Genomic DNA, 19,341 nt, shown 5'->3' with positions numbered 1-19,341 from the left:
TTAAATATTAAAAAGTTTATTCTATTCCGAAGAAATGTTCAGCATATCTTACGGTTTCCATAGCGTCTTTTGCATAGTAGTCAGCACCAATCATATCTGCATATTCTTGTGTTAAAACAGCACCACCGACAACAACTTTGCATTGAGGGCGTTTTTCACGAAGTTGTTTAATAGTTTCTTCCATACTCGGAACGGTAGTGGTCATTAAAGCACTAAGTCCTACAAGGTTGATTTCTTCTTTGATTGCTGTTTCACAGACTAATTCAGGTGGAACATCTTTTCCGAGGTCGATTACTTCATATCCGTAATTCTCTAAAAGAACCTTAACTATATTTTTACCTATATCGTGAATGTCTCCTTTTACAGTTGCGAGGATAATTCTCCCCTTAGAAGCCTCACCATTGCTTGCCATAGAAGCTTTGACAACATCAAAGCTTGATTTTGAAGCTTCCGCACTCATAAGTAACTGTGGCAGGAATACGGTTTTTTCCTCAAACCCCTTTCCGACAATATCAAGTGCAGGAATGATTTGTGTATCAATCAAATCAAGAGGTGAAATTGTTTTGAGCATTTCAGCTGTTATGGCAGCAGCTTGTTCTTTTAATCCCTTGATGATAGCTTTTTTAAGTGGTTCATCATCGTTGCTTTCAAGCTTTGTGCCTGTTGCTGAGGTAGTGGTTACTGTCTGAGTAACAACCGTTGAGCAGAAATTGATGTAATCAGTGCAGTTATCATCACGATTAGTGAGAGCATTGAAGCAATAATATACTTTCATCATCTCTTGTGAATATGGATTCATAATTGCACAGTTAAGACCATTTTGCAATGCCATTGCAAAGAAGGTTGATGTTACAAATTCTCGATTAGGTAATCCAAAAGAAATATTGGAAACACCAAGACTTGTCTTTATTCCCATATCGCTTAATCTCTTAACTGTTTCAAGAGTTATATTAGCACTGTTTGTATCACTTGAAATTGTCATTGCAAGAGGGTCAACAACAATATCTTTTTTGTCGATACCGTATTCTGCGGCAGTTTTTATGATTTTTTCGGCAATCTTCATTCTGCCTTCAACGGTTTCGGGAATACCGTCTTCGTCAATCGTAAGTGCAATAAGTGTACCGCCATATTTTTTGATAAGTGGGAAAACCTCTTTCATATTCTTTTCTTTGCCGTTTACAGAATTGACAAGCGGTTTACCATTATATAATCTCATAGACTGTTCCATAGCTTCAATATCGACTGTATCAATCTGAAGTGGTAAGTCGATGACGCTTTGAAGCTCGAATACGGCACTTTTAATCATTTCAACTTCGTCAATTTCAGGCAGACCTACATTGACATCAAGGATTTGTACACCTTTTTCTTGTTGTGCAATTCCCTCGTTGAGAATGTAGTCCATATTGTTTTGACGAAGAGCTTCCTTAAATTTAGATTTACCTGTTGGATTTATTCTTTCGCCGATAAGTATGGGAGATGGACCAATCTCAACTGCGTGAGTATATGAAGAAACAAGAGTTGTATTTTTTGGAACTATAGGCTTTGGCTTTAAGTATTTAGTCTTTTCGATAGTTTTGCGGATAAATTCTGGAGTAGTTCCGCAGCAACCACCTAAGATTCTTGCACCGCTTTCCGCAATTTCAACCATAATATCTGAAAATTCATCAGCGTCAACATCATAAACAGTTTTGCCGTTTTCGCTTCTTGGAAGTCCTGCATTAGGATTGACAATTACAGGGATACTTGCTTCCTTTGTTAGCATAGGAACGATTTTTTTCATCTGTTCAGGACCGAGTGAGCAGTTAAGACCTAAAGCGTCAACGCCTAAGCCTTCTAGAATTGCTACCATACATTTAGGATTTGCACCTGTCATAAGTTTTGCGTTTTCGTCATAAACGGTTGTAACGAAAATTGGCAAATCTGAAATTTCCTTAGCCGCTAATACAGCCGCCTTTGTTTCGTAGGAATCATTCATAGTTTCAATAAGAATTAAATCTACATTGAGCTTTGAACCGATTTTTACTGTTTCTGCGAAGATTTCGACAGCCTTTTCAAAATCGAGGTCGCCAAGAGGTTTGAGCATTTTTCCGATAGGGCCTATATCAAGAGCAATATAAGCATTTTTAAAGCCTTCTCTTGCCTTATTGGCGTTCTCGACAGCCTTTGTTATAATTTCCTCAAGATTGTCGAATTTAAGGTGGTTAGCACCGAAAGTATTTGTCTTGATGATATTAGCACCGGCCTCAAAATATGAGCGGTGAATATCTGTGATTATCTCCGGGTGGAGAATATTCCATGTTTCAGGCAGTTCACCCGGTTGTAAACCACGCTCTTGAAGAAGTGTTCCCATACCTCCGTCAAAGTATACTAGTTGATTTTTTATAAGCTCTTTGATATTCATTCCCTAATACCTTCTTTTTGTTTATTCTTTATTTAATGTGTAGTTACAAATTGTATATTTGCAATCACCGATAACAAATTTATTTTTTGCTGTAGGGTTAATATTTATTTCATCAGAAATAATAAATTCTTTTGTGACATTAACCAGCAAAAATTTGTTATCTAATTTAATAAGATAATATTTAGATAAATCCTCAAAATGATTATGATATAAAAAAAGTGTACCTGAAAAAATCCAATCAAGAGCAGACTCAAATTTATTCATATTTTTACTTTTGATAAGTGGACGAATTTCTATTGCATTGGGATATTTTGCAAGAACTACAGCATCCTCCTTAAAACGACATTTAGCGGTTTTTTCATAATCATCAAGGTTAATCGCTTCTTTTATAGAAAGAGTTTTTAATTTTTCGTCATTATTTAAAAGAAAGTCAATGCTGACATTCAATAGATTAGAAATTGCCTTAAGATTTTCAACATCAGGAGTGCCTTTGTCGGCTTCCCATTTAGTAACAGCCTGTCTTGATACACAAATTTTTTCTGCAAATTGTTCTTGAGTAAGCCCCGCTTTTTTACGAGCTTCTTTAATTTTTTCTCCAAGTGTCATAGTAAAAGCCTCCTGAAATTTTGTTTTTATTGTGTTTCAATTTTAAGTTGATTTTCTCAAAATCGCAAGAAACTTTACCTTGCATTTATGATACTTTGCGTAGCATTATGATTTTATACAAATTAAATATATCTATAATTAAGATTATTGTTTAAATTAACGATATATTCAATTCCTGTATTCGCAATCCGTTTTTTGACAGCTTACACAGCCTGTACGACATTTTGTCGGAAAATCGCTTATTCCTACAACGGCCGTAACTGATTTAACAGGCGTCATCATAAGATTATCTGTTATATTAAGACAGATTTTTCGACTTGTATCGAGAAATTCAAGAATCTGCGGTTGAAATTCAAGCGGAAAATCTCCATAGCCACAGCTAAATCTCGGACGAAGAAATTTATTGTTCTGCGAACTTAAATCTGCAAGCATTTTGTTGAGAAGGTTGCAGAAATCTTCAATAGATGCCGAACCAATAGCGTCCGTTACTATTCCTTTGAGAGCGGAAAGCTTATTATGCTTCATAATTAATCTTTCTGCCATAGCACCTGTTGTAGCGGCAAAGATATATGCACTCTCACAGCCACGGAGATTTATAGTCAGAGAATGGCTTTTAACTTGCATAAATCCGAAATTTATAATTTCGTTTTGCTCATCAACAGAAATATCAACCTTTGCATAGCAAGCCCGATAATTTACATATTTATTAAATTCGTTTACGCACTCATCTATGAGAGCAGTGACTTCGTCACTGGGATAAACTCTACCATAGCCAAGATAACGATATACCTCTTTTTTTGTAATGTTGACTTCCTGAGAATTTAGAGAATAAGAATATATCATGTTGAATTCACCGTAAAATTCATATAATTTTAGAATATTATATCATTATGAGAATAGCCCGTCAACCAAGTTATTTGACACTATTTTCATTATATAATATAATGAAAACAGTAGATTACCGTTTAGTTGATGTACTTAATCTTAGAAAACTGAAGTTTAGGTCAAGTCTTTTTAAAGGCTTGAGAAAAACTTTTATTTGTCTTAGGGCAGTGTATTAGCTGAAAATAGGAGCGAGTTTTTTTGCCTGCAAGGAAGATAATATGAGTATTACTGATGAAAAAATATTATATAGAGAAATAGATAATAACGCAGAGCTTTTACGATTTTTTTCAATCTGCGGAGATGTAATACTGCCTGAAAGTATAGATAATAAAAGAATTATTGGAATAGGAGCGTATGCCTTTGCAGGAGAAGGCTCGTGGAATCGTATCTGCAAGAAATATAATGATATTATAGCTTGCGGAAAATCATTTTACCCTGCAATTTGTACCAATGAGCTTATGAGTATAGCATTACCAAGTTCTATTGAACATATTGGCGATTATGCTTTTTATGATTGCAGAAATTTAAGAGAAATATCGCTTTTCGGAGGAGTTCAGAAAATAGGTGGCGGAGCTTTTATGAACTGTGGAAAGCTTTCTAAAATTACGCTTAGAACGAATAGAAACGAACATACTTGTCTTAATAAATTACTTTCCGAACTCACCAAAAAGCAATATCTGACCATTATTTTTACAGATACTAATGAAAAAGCTGTTATGCTTATGCCTGAATATTTTGAGGAATCAATAGAAAACGGACCGGCGAGAATTTTTGAACACTTTACAAGGGGCAGTGGTTTTCGTTATAGGCAATGTGTAAGCAATGGATTGATAAATTTTGCGGAGTATGATTCGTGCTTTAAATTTGCGGTGATTAATGAAAACGAGGAAATATGCTCAGAAATTGCAATTCTGAGATTGATGTATCCGACAGAACTTTCTATTGAGGCTAAATCGACTTATATAACTTACCTTTCGGAGAATATTTCTATTGTGCTTAATCGTACAATCAAAAATGGAAATTATGATGTTGTGATATTTTTGTGTGAAACGATTAAACCTGATGAAAATATTCTTGAAGACGCTATTCTTACAGCAAGAAATAAGCAGAAAACAGAAATTCTCGGCTATTTGATGAATACCAAAAATGAGCGTTTTGGAAAAAGCAGACGCAAACGCTTTGAATTATAGGGGCGACATTATGGGTGATGAATATACAAAAGCAATAGAAACTTCTAAAACCAAGCTATATATATCTATGAGATTTTTAGGACTTGCACTCGGAAGTCTTACCCTTGAGGAGAATAATAAGTTTTCAAGCTGTGCAACAGACGGCTTTAAATTTTATTACAATAGGGATTATGTAGAAATTTCTAAGGGTATAGCCTTAAATAGGGCGTATCTTCATTCGGTTTTGCATTGCCTTTATCGTCATATTATAATGGGAAATTCAAGGGATAAATTTCTTTGGGATATTTCTTGCGATATTGCAACAGAACATATTATAGATTCTATTATGAACAAGTGTGTTCAAAAACATCAATCGCACGAAAGAGCAACAGTTTATGCGTTATTTCGTGCGAAAAAATCATCTTTTACGGCTCAATCTATTTATACGATTTTAAGTAGTCAGAAATTTGATGCGCAAACCTTGATGTCAATTTCACAAGAGTTTTATATTGATGACCATTCTTTGTGGTGCGATGAGAATACACCTAAACAGAAAATCGAAAGTCTTATGCAAAGATGGGGAAAAATAGGCGAGCATACCGACTCGGAGGCACAAACCTTTGCAAGAGAAAGTGCGGGATCAGCCGAAGAACTTATTGATATACTTAATCTTGCAAACAGAAATGATAAAAGCTATTCGGAGCTTTTGAAGAAGTTTTCTATTAGGCAAGAACTCTTAAAACCTGATGAGGATAGTATAAACACTTCCTTTTATATGTACGGATTTTCACTTTATGGCAATCTTGCTTTGATTGAACCACAAGAAACAAAAGAGGAAAAGAAAATCCGAACCTTTGCAATAGTTATAGATACTTCAATGTCTTGTTCAGAGGAGGTAATCAGAAGTTTTCTGACTGAAACATATGAAATATTGGTTTCAGATGAGCTTGCGCCAAATGCAAATGTTCGTATAATTCAATGCGATGACGAGGTTCGTTCAGATATGGTTTTACACTCAACTGCTGACATAAAGCGATTATCTGAAACTTTTACAGTAAAGGGCAGAGGTGGAACGGATTTTCGCCCGGCTTTTCAGTATATAAATGATTTAATTAGTAATGGAGAATTGAAAGGATTAAGGGGAGTTTTTCTTTTTACTGACGGAGATGGAATTTTCCCGAAAAAGCGTCCTAAATATGATACAGCATTTGTTTTTCCGAATGAAGAATATCCTGAAGAAAAAATTCCATCTTGGGGCATACGCTGTGTTATGGAGTGAATGTTTGATTATGTTTTATGAAAATTAAAAGTTTCGCTCAAGCCTTTGAAAAGGCTTGCAGTTTCCAAAGGTAGTCACCTACGGCGGAGCCTTTGGTCGCTCTCCGCAGAGAGCGAAATACTTTATACTTCACAAAGTGCAGGAGGGTAGAAAAACATTCCAGTGGAATGTTTTTCGTAGGGAACACTCGCAGGGGGTTTCCTGAAAGATAAATGTTTGCAAAAACTTTGAATTTAATGTTTCTTAAAGTTATTGTGAATTGATAGATATTTAATTATTACATTTGCACGAAGAGAATACCTCTGCGAATACTTATTTATTGCGGTTTGTGGATATAAAAAAAGCTTGCAAGTTTAGGTGATGTATGATATAATGTTAAAGCGTTTGAATCTGTCGACCTAAGACAGGTTTCAAAGCTCGTCGTGAAAGACGAACTATGAAACGGACAGTCCTCTGCATTATTTATAAAAAATTATGCAAGAATGTCTTAAATAACAGGAGGATATTTTAAATGGATGCACTTAAGACAATCGCAGCTTCTTCATTGAAGGCAGAAACACCAAAGTTTAACATCGGTGATACAATTAAGGTCGGTGTTAATATTCGTGAAGGTGAAAAGGAAAGAGTTCAGATGTTCGAGGGAACAGTTATTGCTAAGAAAGGTAGCGGCATTGCTGAAACCTTTACAGTAAGAAGAGTTTCCTACGGCGTTGGCGTAGAGAGAGTTTTCCCAATTCATTCCCCAAATGTAGTAAGCGTTGAAATCATCAGACACGGTCGTGTACGCAGAAGCAAGCTCTACTACCTCAGAGATAGAGTTGGTAAGGCTTCTAAGGTTAAGGAACAAATCAGATAAGGTAATTTGGGGACGCTATGTCCCCTTTTTGCTATTCCTATAATTTTTATGGGAAATTTATTGCTTACAAAATTTATGTAAGCAAAGGGAGGTCTTGTTTTGTCGGAAGAAATTAAAAAGACGGAGAGCTTATCTCCCGAAGAAAATCAAGAAACAGAAAATGTTTCTACAGAAGAACAAAAAACCGAAATAAAAATTAAGGGACAACCTGAAAAAATAACTCAAACAGATAATTCTAAGGACACAAAGACAACTTCATACGGCGCGGTAACATCCATTTTTGAATGGGTACAGCCACTTCTTGTTGCACTTGTATTTATAACCATGCTTCTTACCTTTGTATTTAGACAGGTTACAGTTTCGGGCAGCTCTATGTATGATACGCTAAAAAATGGTGATAGACTTATTATTACAAATATGTTCTATGAGCCACAGGTTGGCGATATAGTTGTCATTAGCCATGGACAGAATTATGATTCTGCTCTTATTAAGAGAGTTATTGCTTTAGAGGGTCAGACACTGTCTATAAACTTTGAAACAGGCGATGTCGTTGTTGATGGCGTATTGCTTGATGAGAAGTATATAACAGGCAAAACTATTGAAGACCCAAGAAGTCCTTTGGAGGTTCCATCTGTTATACCTGAAGGCTATGTCTATGTTATGGGTGATAACAGAGAACATTCAAGCGACAGCCGTAATACCAATATCGGACTTATAAAGAAAAGCGATATTGTGGGTAAGGCTCAATTCAGAATTTTCCCGGTTGATTCATTCGGTTCTATTTATTGATGGTGAAATATGGAAGAAGTAATTTCAATACAGTGGTTTCCTGGTCATATGACGAGAACGAAGCGTCAGCTTGCGGCAAGTTTAAAACTTGTTGACTGCGTTGCAGAGATTATAGACGCTCGTGTTCCGTTTAGTAGCAGAAACCCTGATTTAAGAAAGCTTATAAATAATAAACCTCGTATCGTACTTATGAATAAGTGCGATATCGCAGACAAGGCTCAAAATCAAAAATGGATTGCTGTATATAAAAATGCAGGAATTACCGCTTTACCGGTGGATTGCAAAACCGGCAAAGGGTTAAACGCTTTTATGCCAGCCGTAAGAACAGTTCTTGCAGATAAAATCAAAGCGTGGGAAGCTAAGGGCATGAAGGGCAAAACTATTAAAGTTATGGTTGTCGGAATACCTAATGTCGGTAAATCAAGCTTTATCAATAAAATGGTTAAGCAAAGTAAGGCTAAGGTCGAAGACAGACCTGGCGTTACAAGAGGTAATCAGTGGTTTACTATTGGCAAGGGATTTGAATTGCTTGATACCCCGGGCGTTTTATGGCCTAAGTTTGAGGATAAAATAGTTGGTGAAAAACTTGCCTTTACAGGTGCGGTTCGTGACCAAGTTATTGATACCGAAGGACTTGCCGCAAGATTGCTTTTGTTCTTGCGTGATAGCTACCCTGATGCAATAAAAACACGTTATAAGCTTGATATTGATATTTCAGAGCTTCAAGGCTATGAAATGCTTGAACTTATCGGCAGAAAGCGTGGTATGCTCATTTCGGGCGGAGAAATTGATACTCTCAGAGCCGCAGAAACCGTTCTTGACGAGTTCAGAGCCGGTATTCTCGGAAAAATTACACTTGACAGGGCTGAAGATTATGGAACTTTTAGAATATGAGAATAAACTTTATGCTCAGGGCTACACCACAATTTGCGGAGTAGACGAGGCGGGCAGAGGTCCGCTTGCCGGTCCTGTGTGCGCGGGAGCGGTTATTCTTAAAAAAGGTCAAGTGATAGAGGGAGTTAACGACTCAAAAAAACTTAGCGAAAAAAAGCGTGAAAAACTTTTTGATATTATAAAAGAAGAAGCCGTAGCCTATGGAATAGGCTGGGCGAGTGTAGAAGAAATTGAAGAAATCAATATATTGAATGCCGCTATGCTTGCTATGAAACGAGCAGTTGAACAGCTTTCGATAAAGCCTGAATATGCTTTGATTGACGGCAACAAAACTCCTGAACTGGAAATCCCTTCAATGGCTATTGTCAAGGGGGATTCGCTTTCAGAATCTATTGCGGCGGCGTCAATCCTTGCAAAAGTTAGCCGAGACAGACTTTTGCTTGAGCTTGCAAAAGATTATCCTGAATATCAATTTGAAAAGCATAAGGGCTACGGCACTAAGCTACATCGAGAGATGATTTTGAAATATGGACCTTGTGAGATACATCGTCCGTCGTTTTTAAAGAAAATTCTTGCGGAGAAAAATGATGTCAGATAAACTTTATCGTGGAAAACTCGGTGAAGATATTACCGCAGACTATCTTTGCAAGAATGGCTTTGAAATCGTTGCAAGAAATTATCACAGCCGTTATGGCGAGATTGATATTATTGCAAAGAATGGCGCATTTATAGGCTTTGTTGAAGTTAAAGCAAGGAATGAAAAAGCGCTTGAAAGACCTGCTGCCGCAGTTACTCCTGCAAAACGCAGAAAGATTATACAGACGGCACTAATATTTCTTTCAGAGTTTGAATATGATTTACAGCCGAGGTTTGATGTCTGTGAAATAACTATTGACAGTCGAACTGATACGCTTATAGAATTAAATTATATTGAAAATGCTTTTGATACGGAGGGGTTTTTATGAAGCTTTTCGACCTTCATTGCGATACCTTATATCGTGCGTTCTTTGAAAATGGCGGTCTTTTCAATAATGATTTCCACATTTCTTTTGATAAAACAGATGGCATAGAGCCATATATTCAGTGTATGGCGGTTTGGGTTCCTGACGAATTCAGAAACAAAAATGCAATGCAGCTTTTTGAAAACTGTCGCAAAAAATTGAATGATGAACTTAAAGATACCAATATAAAAATTATTCGTTCACATAATGACATTATAGAGGTTGAGTCTAAAAAGAGTAAGGGAGTTGTGCTGACCGTTGAAGGTGGTGCGGTTCTTGGTGGAAAACTTGAAAATGTAGATTACCTTACCGAATGCGGCGTTAAGATTATGACGCTTACTTGGAATGGAAATTGTGAACTTGGCGATGGTATCGGTGTTGAGGGTGCAAAGGGATTGACCGATTTCGGCAAATCCGTTGTTGCGAAGATGGAGCAGAATGGCATAGTTGTTGATGTATCACATTCAAGTGTGCCAATGTTCTATGATGTTGCAGAACTTTCAACAAAGCCGTTTTGTGCGACACACTCAAATTCAAAGCAAATTTGTCCGCATAGAAGAAATCTTACAGACGAGCAATTCTCTATTATAAAGGATAAGGGCGGAATTGTTGGTCTTAATCTCAGCAGAGGATTCCTGCGTGAGGACGAGGACAAAGCTTGTATGCTTGATGTTCTCAGACACGCAGAACATTTTCTTTCACTTGGTGGAGAAAAAACTCTTGCTATAGGCACTGATTTTGATGGAACAGATATTCCGATTGATATGACCGGAATTGAATCTATGAATAAGCTTTATGAGCTTTTCTTGAAGCATAACTACAATGAAAAGCTTTTAGAAGATATTTTCTTTAATAATGCAAGAAACTTTTTATTAAGGTTCTAAGGGAAGGCTAACAAACAAAATTGAAAGAGGGACTTTTTATGAAGTATAACAGTACCAGAAACAAAAATACGGTTGTTACAGCGGCTCAGGCAATTTCTCAGGGTATTTCTGAGGAGGGTGGTCTTTTCGTACCACAGGAGCTTCCTAAGTATTCTGCTGATGAACTTCTTGCTCTTTCTAAGCTCGATTATAAGGGCAGAGCAAAGAAAATTCTTGCAGATTTCCTTTCAGACTTTACAGCAGAAGAAATCAGCGAAAGCGTAGACGCTGCTTATGCCGCAGAAAAATTTGGCGGCGATAATCCTGCTCCTATTTCTTATCTCCATAATGGTGATGAGAATATGTATATCCTTGAGCTTTGGCATGGTCCTACATCTGCTTTCAAGGATATGGCACTTCAGATTCTCCCACATCTTTTAACAAAGTCTATGCACAAGGTTCATGACGGTAAAGAAGCTGTTATCCTTGTTGCTACTTCCGGTGATACAGGTAAGGCTGCTCTTGAGGGCTTTAAAGATATTGACGGAACAAAGATTATGGTATTCTATCCTGTTGACGGCGTAAGCCCAATGCAAAAGCGTCAGATGACAACTCAAAAGGGCAACAATGTCAATGTTTTTGCTATTAAGGGTAACTTTGACGACGCTCAGACAGGCGTTAAGAAGATTTTCACTAATGATGCAATAAAGGCACAGCTTGCTGATAATAATAAGCTTTTCTCAAGTGCAAACTCAATCAACTGGGGCAGACTTCTTCCACAGATTGTATACTATTTCTCAGCTTACTGCGATTTGATTAACGCAGGCAAGATTGCAAATGGTGACAAGATTAATATCACAGTTCCAACAGGTAACTTTGGTAACATTCTTGCTGCTTTCTATGCAATGAATATGGGACTTCCTGTTAATAAGTTCATTTGTGCTTCAAATGCAAATAATGTTCTCACAGACTTCCTTGCAACAGGCACATATGACAGAAACAGAAACTTCTATGCAACAATGTCACCATCTATGGATATTCTTATCTCAAGCAACCTCGAAAGACTTCTTTATCATCTCACAGGCAATGATGACGCTAAGGTTGCCGGATATATGAAATCACTTTCAGAAACAGGCAAGTATACTGTTGATGATAGCGTAAAGGCAAAGCTCGACGAGTTGTTCTTCGGCGGTTCTTGCGATGATAAGGGTACTCAGGCTACTATTAAGAAAACATATGATGAGGAACACTATCTTTGCGATACACATACAGCTGTTGCAGTTAATGTATATGAGCAGTATGTTGAAAAGACAGGCGACAAGGCAACACCGGCTATTATCGCATCAACAGCAAGCCCATATAAGTTTGCTAAGAATGTTCTTGGTTCAATCGCACCAGAGGCTGTAAGCGATGATGAATTCGCAACAGTTAAGGAGCTTTCTAAGCTTACAGGAACAGAAGTTCCAAAGCCACTTGCAGAGCTTGAAAATGCAGAGGTTCGCTTCACAACAACTTGTGCGGCAAATGAGATGAAAGATGTAGTTCTCAAGGCTCTCGGTATATAAGTGGGTGACGGTCTATAACAAAGATATATAGTCTATTTAAGGAAAGTAATTCCTAAAGTGGGCGAACACAGTTCGCCCGTTCAATAGACACTTTATCTTTAATATACATCTTATGGTGTTTGGTATATCATTAAAAGGAGAGGTGAAAAAGTGGCAGTTTTTACAATAGCTGATTTGCATTTATCGCTTGGTACAAATAAGCCAATGGATGTTTTTAAGGGTTGGCATAATTATACTGAGCGAATCAGAGAAAACTGGATGAGAGCGGTTTCTGAAGAAGATACTGTTGTTGTTTCGGGCGATATTTCTTGGGCGATGAAGCTAAAGGATACTGACGCTGACTTTTCCTTTATAAATAACTTACCAGGCAAGAAGATTTTTATAAAAGGCAACCATGATTATTGGTGGGATACCAAAAGCAAAATGGACCGTTATTTAGCGGAAAAGGGTTGGAATACAATTTCTATTCTGCATAATAATTTCTTTACTGCTGACGGAATTGCGATATGTGGTTCAAGAGGCTGGTTCTACGATGCCGAAAGCGATGAGGATAAAAGAATCCTTATGCGTGAGGTTGGCAGACTTAATACATCAATCGAGCTTGCAAAGGCTACTGATTTGGAACCGATAGTATTTTTGCACTATCCGCCAATTTATGGAAACGCTGAATGTGAAGAAATCCTGAATGTTCTTATTGATAGTGGAATAAAACGCTGTTTCTATGGACATATTCATGGTTCGGGTGCAAGATACGCATTCGAGGGAGAAAGGTATGGAATACAATTCAAGCTTATTTCTGCCGATTATCTCAAATTTGACCCGATAAGAGTTATATAAATAAGTCTTTTTCGGAACTATAAAAAATAAATTTCAAAAAAGTATGGAATTGCTTGAAATCTTATGATATAATATACTATATTTTGCAGCTTTTCAGGAGGAATATTAAATGTCATTAAAATCATCAAACAAGGTTGAAACTAACCGTTATGAACTTACCGTTGAAGTTGACGGCGTAACTTTCGAGAACGCTGTTAACAAGGTTTACAAGAAGGAAGTTAAGAGAATTAACATACCTGGATTCAGAAAGGGAAAAGCTCCAAGAGCTATCATCGAGAAGATGTATGGTTCAGAGGTATTCTATGAGGACGCTATGAAGGACCTTTATCCTGAAGCACTCGAGAATGCTGCTAAGGAAGCCGGTCTTACTCTCGTAAGAGATAAGATTGACCTTGACGTTGAAAGTGCAGGCAAGGACGGCTTTGTATTCAAGGCTACTGTTACAGTAGAGCCAGAAGTTTCTATTGAGAACTATAAGGGCATTGAGTATAAGCCAATGTCGCTTGAGATTACAGAAGAAGATATTGATAACGATATTAAGAGAGTTCAGGAGAGAAACTCAAGACTCGTTACTGTTGAAGGCAGAGCAGCTGAAAACGGCGATGTAGCTGTTATCGACTTTGAGGGCTTCCTCGATGGCGAAGCTTTCGATGGCGGTAAGGCAGAAAACTACAGCCTTACACTCGGCGAAGGTCAGTTTATCCCTGGCTTTGAGGAGCAAATCGTTGGTCATAATGCAGGCGAGGAGTTCACAATCAATGTAACTTTCCCTGAGGATTATCAGGCAGAGGAACTCGCAGGCAAGGCTACTGAGTTCAAGATTAACCTCCACGAAATCAAGAAGCATGAGCTTCCTGAGGTTGACGATGAATTCATTAAAGATGTAAGTGAATTTGAAACTGTTGCTGATTACAGAGCTGACGTTAAGGAAAAGCTTGCTAAGGCTCGTGAAGAAGAAGCTAAGAACGATAAGAACAATCAGGTCGCTAAGAGCCTTGCTGAGAAGCTCGTTGCTGAGATTCCAGACGCTATGTATGAGAATGCTATCGACAACTTCATTGGCGAGTTCGAGATGAACCTTCGTGCACAGGGTCTTGACATCAACACATATATGCAGTATGTAGGTCTTGATGAGCAGGCTCTCCGTGAGCAGTATAAGGAGAGAGCAGAAGCTCAGGTTAAGGTAAGACTTGCTCTCAGGGCTGTTGCTGAAGCAGAGGGCATTGACGCTTCTGAGGAAGAAATTGAAGAAGAGTACAATAAGCTTGCTGAGGCATACAAGGTAGATGTTGCTCGTGTAAAGGCTGCATTTACTGCTGAAGATATTGCAAAGGATGTTAAGAACGAGAAGGCTATGAAGCTCGTTCAGGAAAGTGCTGTTGAAGCAGCTGGCGAAGAAGCATAATTTCAGAATAAATTGATTATTTTAGCTTAAAAATGTCTATGCTTTGATTACCGTTATTTGAAGGAGGTTTTTTATATGGCAACAATACCTTATGTTATTGAACAGACAAGCAGAGGAGAGCGTTCATACGATATTTACTCAAGACTTTTAAACGACAGAATTATTATGCTCACAGAGGAAGTTAATAATGTAACTGCAAGCCTTGTTGTCGCTCAGCTTCTTTTCCTTGAAGGACAGGACGCATCTAAGGATATTTGTCTTTATATTAATAGCCCGGGTGGTTCTGTTACAGACGGTATGGCTATCTATGACACAATGAATTACATCAAGTGTGATGTTTCTACTATTTGTATGGGTATGGCTGCAAGTATGGGTGCTTTCCTGCTCGCAGCAGGCACAAAGGGCAAAAGACTTGCTCTTCCTAATGCTGATATTATGATTCATCAGCCAAGCGGTGGTGCTCAGGGTCAGGCAACAGATATTATGATTCATGCTGACCATATTATCCAAACAAAGAAAAAGCTTAATACTATCCTTTCCGAGAGAACAGGTCAACCATATGATGTTATCGCAAAGGATACAGAAAGAGATAACTTTATGACAGCTGATGAAGCTCTCAAATACGGTCTTATTGATAAGGTTATTTCTCATAGATAAATAAAGGAGTTCACGAATGTCTACAAAAAGCAGTGACAGAACCGTTCTTTGCTCATTCTGCGGAAAATCGCAGGAGCTTGTCGGCAGAATGATTCAGGGCAGAGGTGCATATATCTGTGATGAATGTGTAGAGCTTTGCTCATCTATTTTGCACGCAGAGGACGATGACGAAAATGAGGATTTCTTCGCAGGAGGCTCATTCAATCTTTTGAAGCCACAAGAGATTAAGGCTAAGCTTGATGAATATGTTATCGGTCAGGATAAGGCTAAGATTGCTTTATCTGTTGCGGTTTATAATCATTATAAGAGAATAAATCTGCATGACACTGACGATGACGTTACAATCAATAAAAGTAATGTTCTTATGCTCGGTCCTTCTGGTGTAGGTAAAACTTACCTCGCACAAACTCTTGCGAAGATACTTGATGTTCCGTTTGCAATAGCTGATGCTACTACTCTTACAGAGGCAGGCTATGTCGGTGAAGATGTTGAAAATATTCTTCTCAGACTTATTCAGGCGGCTGATTTCGATATTGAGCGTGCTGAATGCGGAATCATATATGTTGACGAAATAGACAAGATTTCAAGAAAGTCAGAAAATCCCTCAATTACTCGTGATGTTAGCGGTGAAGGCGTTCAGCAGGCACTTCTGAAAATCCTTGAGGGAACTGTTTCTAATGTGCCTCCGCAAGGAGGAAGAAAACACCCACAGCAAGAGTTTATTCAGATTAACACTAAGAATATTCTCTTTATCTGCGGTGGCGCTTTTGAAGGTCTTGAAAAAACTGTTGAAAGACGAATGGATTCTACAAGCCTTGGCTTTATGGCTGATGTTAAGACAAAGCAGGAGCTTGATCAGACTAAATGGATGAGTGAGGTTATTCCTCAGGATTTAGTTAAGTTTGGACTTATTCCTGAACTTGTTGGTAGACTTCCTGTTATTACAGCTCTCGATGGACTTGATGAAGAGGCTCTTGTAAAAATTCTTCGTGAGCCTAAGGATTCAATTATAAAGCAGTATTCAAAGCTGTTTGCACTTGATGGAGTAGAGCTTGATTTTGATGACGGCGCTTTAAGTGCTATCGCTCAAAAGGCACTCGAAAGAAAAACAGGTGCAAGAGGTTTGCGTTCAATAATGGAGAGTATCCTTACTCCGCTTATGTACTCGATTCCATCAGACCCATCAGTAACTAAGGTTATTATTACTAAAGAAGCTGTTGAAGATAGTTCTTTGGCTGATGTAGAGCATGATGACTCTAAGCTTACTGCATTACCGGCAGAAACTAAAAAGTCAAAAACCAAAAAAAGACCTAAAAAAAATGATACAGCATCTTAATTTGATGTTATAAAAACGGGTAGCGTTTCAGAATTTGAAATGCTGCCCGTTATATTTTGTGGTGAGCCGGACGCGGAATCGATTTTGTAAGCAAAACTTCGACATTGACAAGGTAAGATTGTTGGCACGGTTGAAATAATTACCATAGAAGTGAAATCGCGTAAGGTGACTACCTGCAACAAATCTCACTCGTGATTAGTATGGAAAGTTAATTTATACGGTTGAAATAGTTACCGAGTGTACAAACACAGTTCGCCTCTATACTTTTTCTGTAAGATAATTAAAAGCTTGAGCCAAACTTTTAATTCTTATCGAATTCATGTTGATTTATGTATTACTATCATTTTATTGACAATAGGTATAAAATAAAGTATGATTGTAGTATAAAATTGTCGTAATTTTACAATTAAAGGGGTGCGTATTATGAAAGGTGTGAGATTAATGAAGTATGTCGGAGTTACAACACTTGCTTTACTCGCTGCTACAGCTATTTCTAAACCAACAGATGTAAGTGCCTATGAACTTGATTATCCAACACAGGAGGAAATTAGACAAAAATATTACGAAATAGAATTTTCCGCTTTGAAAGATATTGAGTATACAAAGGATTATTCAACAAAAAAGCCATATGATATGGGCGATATTTCATTTGATGATAGAATTCAGGCGCTTAATTCAGTTAATTTTTGCAGGTATCTCGCAGGTTTGCCGGCAGATATTACACTAAATGATTCGTATAATGAAACTACTCAAGCTGCATCTTTGGTTAATGCCTCAAACGGTATTTTAACGCATTATCCATCACAACCATCTGAAATGTCTGATGAGCTTTATAAGCTTGGAAGTAATGGTGCAAGAAGTTCTAATATTGCAAGTGGTTTTTCTAATATTACTTCGTCTGTTATAGATGGCTATGTTGCAGATACAGATGCAAGCAATATCGATAGAGTTGGCCATAGACGTTGGGTGCTTAACCCTGCTATGAAGCAAACTGGCTTTGGTTTTGTTGAAAACTATACAGCAATGTATGCCTTTGACAGAACAAGAAGCGATACCTTTACTGGCGATTATGTAGCATGGCCACCTAAAAATATGCCAAACGAAATCTATACACAATCAAGCTACGGATATGCTTTCTCTGTAAGTCTTAATTCAAGCTATGAGTATCCAAGTCTTGAAAATATTACAGTAGATTTAAGCTCAAAACTGCTTAATAAATCATGGCATCTCGATAAGACATCTACCGATATGAAAACAAATTATCTTACTGTAAATAATGATGGTTACGGTATGAATAGATGTATTATTTTTAATGTCGGTCAATTTCCTGAAAATGATACTGTAAGCGTTAAGATTAACGGTCTTAAAAGGAATGGTGTTCCAACATCAATTTCATATACTGTTAATTTCTTTAATCTTTTTGATGAGGATAGCCAGTATAACAAGCTTGGCTTTAAAGAAGATAATTATACTGTATGTGTTGGAGACACTATTTCAATAGTACCTTATAATAATCCACTTAAAACTTTGAATTTTTCTTGGTCACTCAGTGGCGATTATCGTTCCTTTGATTATTATCTTTCATCAGGTAAACTTTTTATAAAAGCTAAAGATTTAGGGACGATGAGGGTATATGCAACATATAATGGAGTTACATATACTACTGATATTACAGCGGTTTGTAAGCACGATTATAAGCTTATATCTGCTACGGCTGCAAGCTGTACTAAAGAGGGAAGTAAGTCTTATACCTGCTCTATCTGTGGTGAAACCAAGATAGAAACTATTCCTAAAACAGCTCATAGCTATTCAAAGGATTGGACAATAGATGTTGAGCCTACGGCTAAATCAGAAGGAAGTAAATCTCATCATTGTACAGTATGCGGAGATAAAACCGATATAACCGCAATACCAAAGCTTTCACAGCCACTTGTAAACACATCAAAAATCAGTGCAACAAGTATTACGCTTGGTGATTCAATTAAACTTACGGCAGGTGCAACAGGCGGAACAGCACCTTATAAGTATATATATTATTGCAGACCTGAGGGCGATTCTAAATGGATAGCTTTAACAAGAACTACAACTAATACAACAGTCACAAAGAGACCGGCAAAAGCGGCTAAGTATAATTTTGCGGTTAAGGTAACAGATGCACAAGGAAAGTCTATAAGAAAATATTTTACAGTAATAGTTAATGCTCCATTATCGAATAATTCTACAATCAGTGCAACAAATATTATGCTTGGTGATTCAGTTAAGCTTACTGCAAATGCAATAGGCGGAACGGCACCTTATAAGTATAGGTTTTATTGCAGAATTGCAGGAAATTCTAAATGGACAGCCCTTACAGGAACTACAACTAATACAACGGTTACAAAAAAACCAGCGAAAGCAACTGACTATGAATTTGCTGTAAGAATAATAGATGCAAATGGAAAGTATGTAACAAAATATTTTACAGTAACCGTGAATGCTCCGTTGGCGAATAATTCTACAATTAGTGCAACGAGCATTAAGCTTGGCGACACAGTTACGCTTAATGCTAAAGCAACAGGCGGAACTGCGCCGTATAAATACAGATATTATTGTAGAGCTGAGGATGATTCTAAATGGACAGCCTTAACAGGAACTACAACTAATACAACGGTTACAAAAAAATTAGAAAAAGCAACTAATTATGAATTTGCAATAAAAGTAATAGACGCAGATGGAAAGACTGTTAGAAAATATTTTAAGGTAACAGTTACAAAGTAATATTATAATTATTCAGACAGTAGCTTTAATAGTTACTGTCT

17 protein-coding genes are annotated in these 19,341 nt (G+C 37.3%); 14 read left to right on the top strand and 3 right to left on the bottom strand.

The window, feature by feature from the left end; genetic code table 11:
* Positions 1-16: 16 nt before the first annotated feature.
* The 3 genes from ACLU24_RS08410 to ACLU24_RS08400 all read right to left on the bottom strand — a co-directional run bounded on the left by ACLU24_RS08410 (position 17) and on the right by ACLU24_RS08400 (position 3,850).
* Complete coding sequence (locus ACLU24_RS08410) at positions 17-2,401, bottom strand: homocysteine S-methyltransferase family protein (protein WP_412611848.1); 2,385 nt, start codon at positions 2,399-2,401, stop codon at positions 17-19.
* 21 nt (positions 2,402-2,422) lie between these two features.
* Positions 2,423-3,007: a helix-turn-helix domain-containing protein gene (locus tag ACLU24_RS08405; RefSeq protein WP_412611846.1), complete on the bottom strand. Its 585-nt coding sequence runs from the start codon at positions 3,005-3,007 to the stop codon at positions 2,423-2,425.
* Between the two features lie 168 nt (positions 3,008-3,175).
* A complete protein-coding gene (locus tag ACLU24_RS08400) occupies positions 3,176-3,850 on the bottom strand; it encodes a hypothetical protein (RefSeq protein ID WP_412611844.1) in 675 nt (224 codons plus the stop codon).
* Between the two features lie 260 nt (positions 3,851-4,110).
* Between ACLU24_RS08400 and ACLU24_RS08395 the strand changes: the two genes are divergently transcribed.
* The 14 genes from ACLU24_RS08395 to ACLU24_RS08330 all read left to right on the top strand — a co-directional run bounded on the left by ACLU24_RS08395 (position 4,111) and on the right by ACLU24_RS08330 (position 19,300).
* The gene (locus ACLU24_RS08395) at positions 4,111-5,082 is read left to right on the top strand and encodes a leucine-rich repeat protein (RefSeq protein WP_412611842.1); all 972 of its coding nucleotides are present in this window, start codon (positions 4,111-4,113) and stop codon (positions 5,080-5,082) included.
* Complete coding sequence (locus ACLU24_RS08390) at positions 5,039-6,340, top strand: vWA domain-containing protein (protein ID WP_412611840.1); 1,302 nt, start codon at positions 5,039-5,041, stop codon at positions 6,338-6,340. The genes ACLU24_RS08395 and ACLU24_RS08390 overlap by 44 nt, the downstream gene beginning before the upstream one ends.
* Before the next feature lie 511 nt (positions 6,341-6,851).
* The gene (gene rplS, locus ACLU24_RS08385; RefSeq protein ID WP_412611838.1) at positions 6,852-7,196 is read left to right on the top strand and encodes a 50S ribosomal protein L19; all 345 of its coding nucleotides are present in this window, start codon (positions 6,852-6,854) and stop codon (positions 7,194-7,196) included.
* Between the two features lie 99 nt (positions 7,197-7,295).
* Positions 7,296-7,985, top strand: a complete 690-nt coding sequence (gene lepB, locus ACLU24_RS08380; protein WP_412611836.1) for a signal peptidase I — start codon at positions 7,296-7,298, stop codon at positions 7,983-7,985.
* A 9-nt stretch (positions 7,986-7,994) separates the two neighbouring features.
* Positions 7,995-8,879, top strand: a complete 885-nt coding sequence (gene ylqF / locus ACLU24_RS08375; protein ID WP_412611833.1) for a ribosome biogenesis GTPase YlqF — start codon at positions 7,995-7,997, stop codon at positions 8,877-8,879.
* Positions 8,860-9,477: a ribonuclease HII gene (locus ACLU24_RS08370; protein ID WP_412611830.1), complete on the top strand. Its 618-nt coding sequence runs from the start codon at positions 8,860-8,862 to the stop codon at positions 9,475-9,477. The genes ylqF and ACLU24_RS08370 overlap by 20 nt, the downstream gene beginning before the upstream one ends.
* Entirely contained in the window at positions 9,467-9,844 is a 378-nt protein-coding gene (locus ACLU24_RS08365; protein WP_412611828.1) for a YraN family protein, read from the top strand. The genes ACLU24_RS08370 and ACLU24_RS08365 overlap by 11 nt, the downstream gene beginning before the upstream one ends.
* Positions 9,841-10,764, top strand: coding sequence for a dipeptidase (locus ACLU24_RS08360; RefSeq protein WP_412611825.1), 924 nt, complete (start codon positions 9,841-9,843; stop codon positions 10,762-10,764). Before ACLU24_RS08365 ends, ACLU24_RS08360 begins: the two co-directional genes overlap by 4 nt.
* Positions 10,765-10,802: 38 nt before the next feature.
* Entirely contained in the window at positions 10,803-12,308 is a 1,506-nt protein-coding gene (gene thrC / locus ACLU24_RS08355; protein ID WP_412611824.1) for a threonine synthase, read from the top strand.
* 150 nt (positions 12,309-12,458) lie between these two features.
* Positions 12,459-13,145 (top strand): metallophosphoesterase, encoded by a 687-nt coding sequence (locus ACLU24_RS08350; RefSeq protein WP_412611823.1) that lies wholly within the window; start codon positions 12,459-12,461, stop codon positions 13,143-13,145.
* A gap of 109 nt (positions 13,146-13,254) precedes the next feature.
* On the top strand, positions 13,255-14,550 hold the full coding sequence (tig, locus tag ACLU24_RS08345) for a trigger factor (protein ID WP_412611820.1): 1,296 nt from the start codon (positions 13,255-13,257) through the stop codon (positions 14,548-14,550).
* Positions 14,551-14,625: 75 nt separating this feature from the next.
* A complete protein-coding gene (clpP, locus tag ACLU24_RS08340; protein WP_022264364.1) occupies positions 14,626-15,207 on the top strand; it encodes an ATP-dependent Clp endopeptidase proteolytic subunit ClpP in 582 nt (193 codons plus the stop codon).
* 16 nt (positions 15,208-15,223) lie between these two features.
* Positions 15,224-16,543 (top strand): ATP-dependent Clp protease ATP-binding subunit ClpX, encoded by a 1,320-nt coding sequence (gene clpX / locus ACLU24_RS08335; RefSeq protein ID WP_412611817.1) that lies wholly within the window; start codon positions 15,224-15,226, stop codon positions 16,541-16,543.
* 423 nt (positions 16,544-16,966) lie between these two features.
* A complete protein-coding gene (locus ACLU24_RS08330; RefSeq protein WP_412611814.1) occupies positions 16,967-19,300 on the top strand; it encodes a CAP domain-containing protein in 2,334 nt (777 codons plus the stop codon).
* The last annotated feature ends 41 nt before the right edge of the window (positions 19,301-19,341 follow it).

The organism is Pseudoruminococcus sp. (assembly GCF_047012705.1).
GTDB lineage: Bacteria > Bacillota > Clostridia > Oscillospirales > Acutalibacteraceae > Pseudoruminococcus.
The sequence above is the reverse complement of the archived record's forward strand: the minus strand, read 5'-3'. Positions and strand labels throughout refer to the sequence as shown.